Raw genomic sequence first — 3,965 nt, 5'->3', positions numbered from 1 at the left:
GACAAGTGAGGCAATACGAAAGTTGATGGACTTGTCGCCAAAAATGGCACACGTAATTAGAAGGGGAAAGGAGCTTGATATTCCATCTTCGCAAGTTGTGGTCGGGGATTTGGTTGTTGTGAAACCTGGCGAGCGCATTCCTGTTGACGGAGCGGTTGTGGAGGGAAATTCAGCGGTTGACGAAAGCCTGGTCACAGGAGAGAGCATTCCTGTTGAAAAGATAAAAGGGAGCAAAGTGATTGCAGGCTCAATAAACAAGCATGGAAGTTTTACATTCAAGGCATCCAAGGTTGGCGCAGATACGGTTCTTGCACAGATAGTGAGGCTTGTTGAAGAGGCGCAGGGAAGCCGCGCACCCATACAGCGCTTTGCAGACACGATAAGCGCATACTTTGTGCCAGTCGTGGTGGTCATTGCAGCACTTACATTTGCCTACTGGTATTTCATTGCCGCCGCATCCTTCTCATTTGCCCTGATACTTGCGGTTTCTGTGCTTGTGATTGCCTGCCCCTGCGCGCTTGGGCTTGCAACGCCGACAGCCATAATGGTTGGAACCGGCATTGGTGCACAGAGAGGGGTTCTTATCAAAAATGCCGAGGCACTTGAGCAGATGCACAAAATCAATGCAATAATTTTCGACAAGACTGGAACAATAACAGAAGGCAGGCCAAAAGTCACAGACATTGTGCCAATTGCAAAGGTTTCGCAGGAGACCTTGCTTTTCCTTGCTGCAAGCCTTGAGAAGCCCTCCGAGCATCCGCTTGCAGAGTCAATAGTGAACGAGGCAAAGTCGCGCGGGATTCAACTTTCAAAAGTGCAGAATTTCAAAAACATTCCGGGAAAAGGGGTGAGTGGAAAAATTGGCAAGGATAATTATTTGGTTGGAAGCTTCAGGCTGTTTGGAGAGATTAAAGGCAAGGCACTTGTAGCATCGCAAGCACTTGAAGAGCAGGGAAAGACTGCCATGTTTGTAGGATTGGGCAAGCAGATTATAGGGATAGTTGCAGTTGCCGACCAAGTCAAGGCAACTTCAGTGCAGGCGGTTGGCGAACTTTCCAAGCTTGGAATAGAGAGTTTTCTTATTACCGGGGATAATGAGAGGACTGCAAATGCAATAGCCAAAAAAGCTGGCATTGCAACCTGTTTTGCACGCGTATTGCCTGAGGAAAAGGCGCAGTATGTGAAAAAACTGCAGGAGCAAGGCAAGACTGTTGCAATGGTCGGTGATGGCGTGAATGACGCTCCGGCACTTGCGGCTGCCAACATAGGCATTGCGATGGGCTCTGGAACAGATGTGGCGATGGAATCGGGAAGCGTTGTGCTGATGCGCTCCGACCCTATGGACGTGCCTCGTTCGATACGGCTTGGCAGGGCCACAATGAACAAGATTAGGCAGAACATGTTCTGGGCGCTTGTGTATAATGTGCTTGGCATACCGATTGCGGCAGGAGTATTGTACACAACAACAGGATGGCTGCTCTCGCCCATTATGGCAGGTGGGGCAATGGCTCTCTCGAGTGTTTCGGTAGTGACAAACGCACTGACCCTAAAGTGGATTAAGCTTTAGGAAATTGTCTGGTTGATGGTTTGTCTAGTGGACGGCGGATTCGGAAAAAAATTTGGTGATTTGTATGGGATGGTTGTTGAATATGCTTATGTGCCATTTGGCGCAGGCACGCTTGCAGTAGGCACTGTGCTTGCATTTGTGATAGGTGCAGTTGTCGACGCGGTGTTTGCAATGATTTGGAACAGGATGGAAAAGAAGTAGAAAATGCCGTCTCCTAGAAACCCATCATCTGGAAGCTTGCGATGATGGCATCCAATGCAGGGCGGTCAAAACCCACAATAGTGCGGCCGTTGATTTCTATTTGTGCCATTTCGTATGCGGCTTTCTGATCAGATGCCACATTGACTTCTACATAAGCGATTCCCTGCAAGTCGAAGTATCTTTTAGCCTGCACGCAGTAGGGACAGGTTGGCGTAGAGTAGATTTTCACTTTCAAGCCGAATTGTTTTTTTGCCTGCACTGCACCCTTGTCACTTTGAGCAAGTGTGGATTCGAATTTTTTCCTTCTTATTTCTTCAAGTTCTGCATCTGTTTCCATGCACATAACACCTGGATTGTCCTGTTTAGTTAATATCAATGCCAATTATTAAATACGGTTGAGGGAAATAAATTTATGGCAGGCGACCCAGTAGAAAAATTCAAGGCGGTTGAGGGACTTGGAGTGACAAGGGAGCTTTGCTTCCAGATAGCCCCATCGGTGCGAATTGCACTTGGCGAAGAGTTTGGCATGCCGCTTGGTACAGACATCACAAAAAAGCTGATTTGGGTTCTGCGAAAGCTTGGGGCAAAGCACGTGTTTGACACGCCTCTTGGCGCCGATATTATAGCAATTGAAGAGGCAAACGAGCTGAAAAAAGCCATTGAAAATGGGGGCCCGTTCCCGCTTTTCACATCCTGTTGCATTGGCTGGATGATTTATGCAAAAAACACCCACCCGGAACTTGAAAAAAATATTTGCACCCTCGTGTCGCCTGAAATGGCGTTGGGGGCTGTTATAAAAGAGTACTTTGCAAAAAAGCTTGGGATGGCAAGTGAGCCGCTGGTTGTTTCCATAATGCCCTGCGTCCTCAAGGAACAGGAAACGCACTTTGAAATGGCAAATGGAAAAAAGTACGTAGACTACGTTTTCACAACACGCGAGATTGCAAAGGTGATTAAGGAAAGGGGGCTTGATTTGGTTTCTGCAGGCGAATCCGAGTTTGACACAGTCGAGGGCAGAGGCTCTGGAGAGGGGCTTGTGTTTGGTGCAAGCGGAGGGGTGACTGAAGCTGCAGTGCAAAACCTCGGCAGGCTTTTAGGCCAGCCTGTTGAATTCAAAAAATTTAGAGGCGATGAGGCGATTAAAACAGCGCAGGTAACAGTGGGCGGGCACAAGCTAAATATTGCATGCGTATGGGGCCTTCAAAATGCCAATAAGATAATTGATGAGATGAAAGCTGGAAAGACATACCATTTTGTTGAAGTCATGGCTTGTGCGGGGGGATGCGCAGGTGGTGGTGGGCAGCCACAGCCAAGCAATCTTGAGAAAATTCGGCTTAGGGCGCTTGCACTAAGGCAGCAGGCAGACTTGTTTGCAGGCAACTCAATCCAGAACCCAAAAGTAAATGAAATATACCGCTCATTTTTTGCCGATGTAGGCTCAAGCAAAGCAAGGGAAATGCTGCATTTGAAAAACGGGCATGAAAAAATGGATGAGCATGCATCGGCATCCTGCCACAGCCCGCACATATTGCTACACGACATTGACTAGAGGCAAGAAAAAGACCTGTGTTTGAACCTAAGTGCAGGCTGGACAGGCAAGCGAAAAAAAGCATTGGATTTTTAGCTATTGCCAGATTGCCTCTTGTAAATTTTTATCGCAGTAAATGCAAGTGCGCAACCCGCAAGTGCAGTGAAAAATTGAAGCGCGCCCATTGCATCTAGGATTGGCCGCGGGATAATTGCAAGTGCAAAAAGCAAGCTTGCTGATAAATAAAGCAATGCAGTTTTGGCAAACGCGGCCAGGACCGCCACAAGTGCAAAGCTGTGCTTTGCTTCAACATAAAATTTTTTGAAGGCAAGGATTATGATTGCGTTGCCAAGCCAGATGAAGGGCAGCATATAGGCAATAAAGATTGAAAAGGGGCCAAACAAAAGCCCGTTTGCAATTGTTGCAAGCCCGGGCAGGAAGACAAGGTAATATGGCTTGTTCCCCCCAAGCGTCAGCGCCCCAAGCACCAAAACGGCATTGACAATTGAACCAGTAAGCGGCTGCGGGGATGGAAAAAAGAAGGGGACTGCGAAAATGAAAAGCGAGAAGAGGCAGAAAAACAGGTTTTCATTTGCTAAAGCAACTAAGCTGTCGCTTATCCCAATGTTTTTGTCGACTTCGTAGTATTTTGTGTCGCTTGATTTTTCA

The 3,965-nt window shown here is 47.5% G+C and carries 3 protein-coding genes; 2 read left to right on the top strand and 1 reads right to left on the bottom strand.

Going from position 1 to position 3,965, the window contains the following annotated elements; translation table 11 throughout:
• Nucleotides 1-1,567: copper-translocating P-type ATPase (locus tag FJZ26_04660; GenBank protein MBM3229696.1), on the top strand; the 1,567-nt coding region annotated here is incomplete at its 5' end.
• Between the two features lie 214 nt (nucleotides 1,568-1,781).
• On the opposite strand, the gene FJZ26_04655 is transcribed toward FJZ26_04660, so the two are convergent.
• On the bottom strand, nucleotides 1,782-2,105 hold the full coding sequence (locus FJZ26_04655) for a hypothetical protein (GenBank protein MBM3229695.1): 324 nt from the start codon (nucleotides 2,103-2,105) through the stop codon (nucleotides 1,782-1,784).
• 75 nt (nucleotides 2,106-2,180) lie between these two features.
• On the opposite strand from FJZ26_04655, the gene FJZ26_04650 reads away from it, so the two are divergent.
• Complete coding sequence (locus FJZ26_04650; protein ID MBM3229694.1) at nucleotides 2,181-3,317, top strand: hypothetical protein; 1,137 nt, start codon at nucleotides 2,181-2,183, stop codon at nucleotides 3,315-3,317.
• Nucleotides 3,318-3,965: the final 648 nt, after the last annotated feature.

It is taken from the genome of Candidatus Parvarchaeota archaeon, from assembly GCA_016866895.1.
Classification (GTDB): domain Archaea; phylum Micrarchaeota; class Micrarchaeia; order Anstonellales; family VGKX01; genus VGKX01.
The sequence above is the reverse complement of the archived record's forward strand: the minus strand, read 5'-3'. Positions and strand labels throughout refer to the sequence as shown.

Bases quoted from the DNA above. Each gene is read 5' to 3' on its own strand.
- FJZ26_04655 (MBM3229695.1), bottom strand. From the start codon at position 2,105: ATGGAAACAGATGCAGAACTTGAAGAAATAAGAAGGAAAAAATTCGAA.
- FJZ26_04650 (MBM3229694.1), top strand. From the start codon at position 2,181: ATGGCAGGCGACCCAGTAGAAAAATTCAAGGCGGTTGAGGGACTTGGA.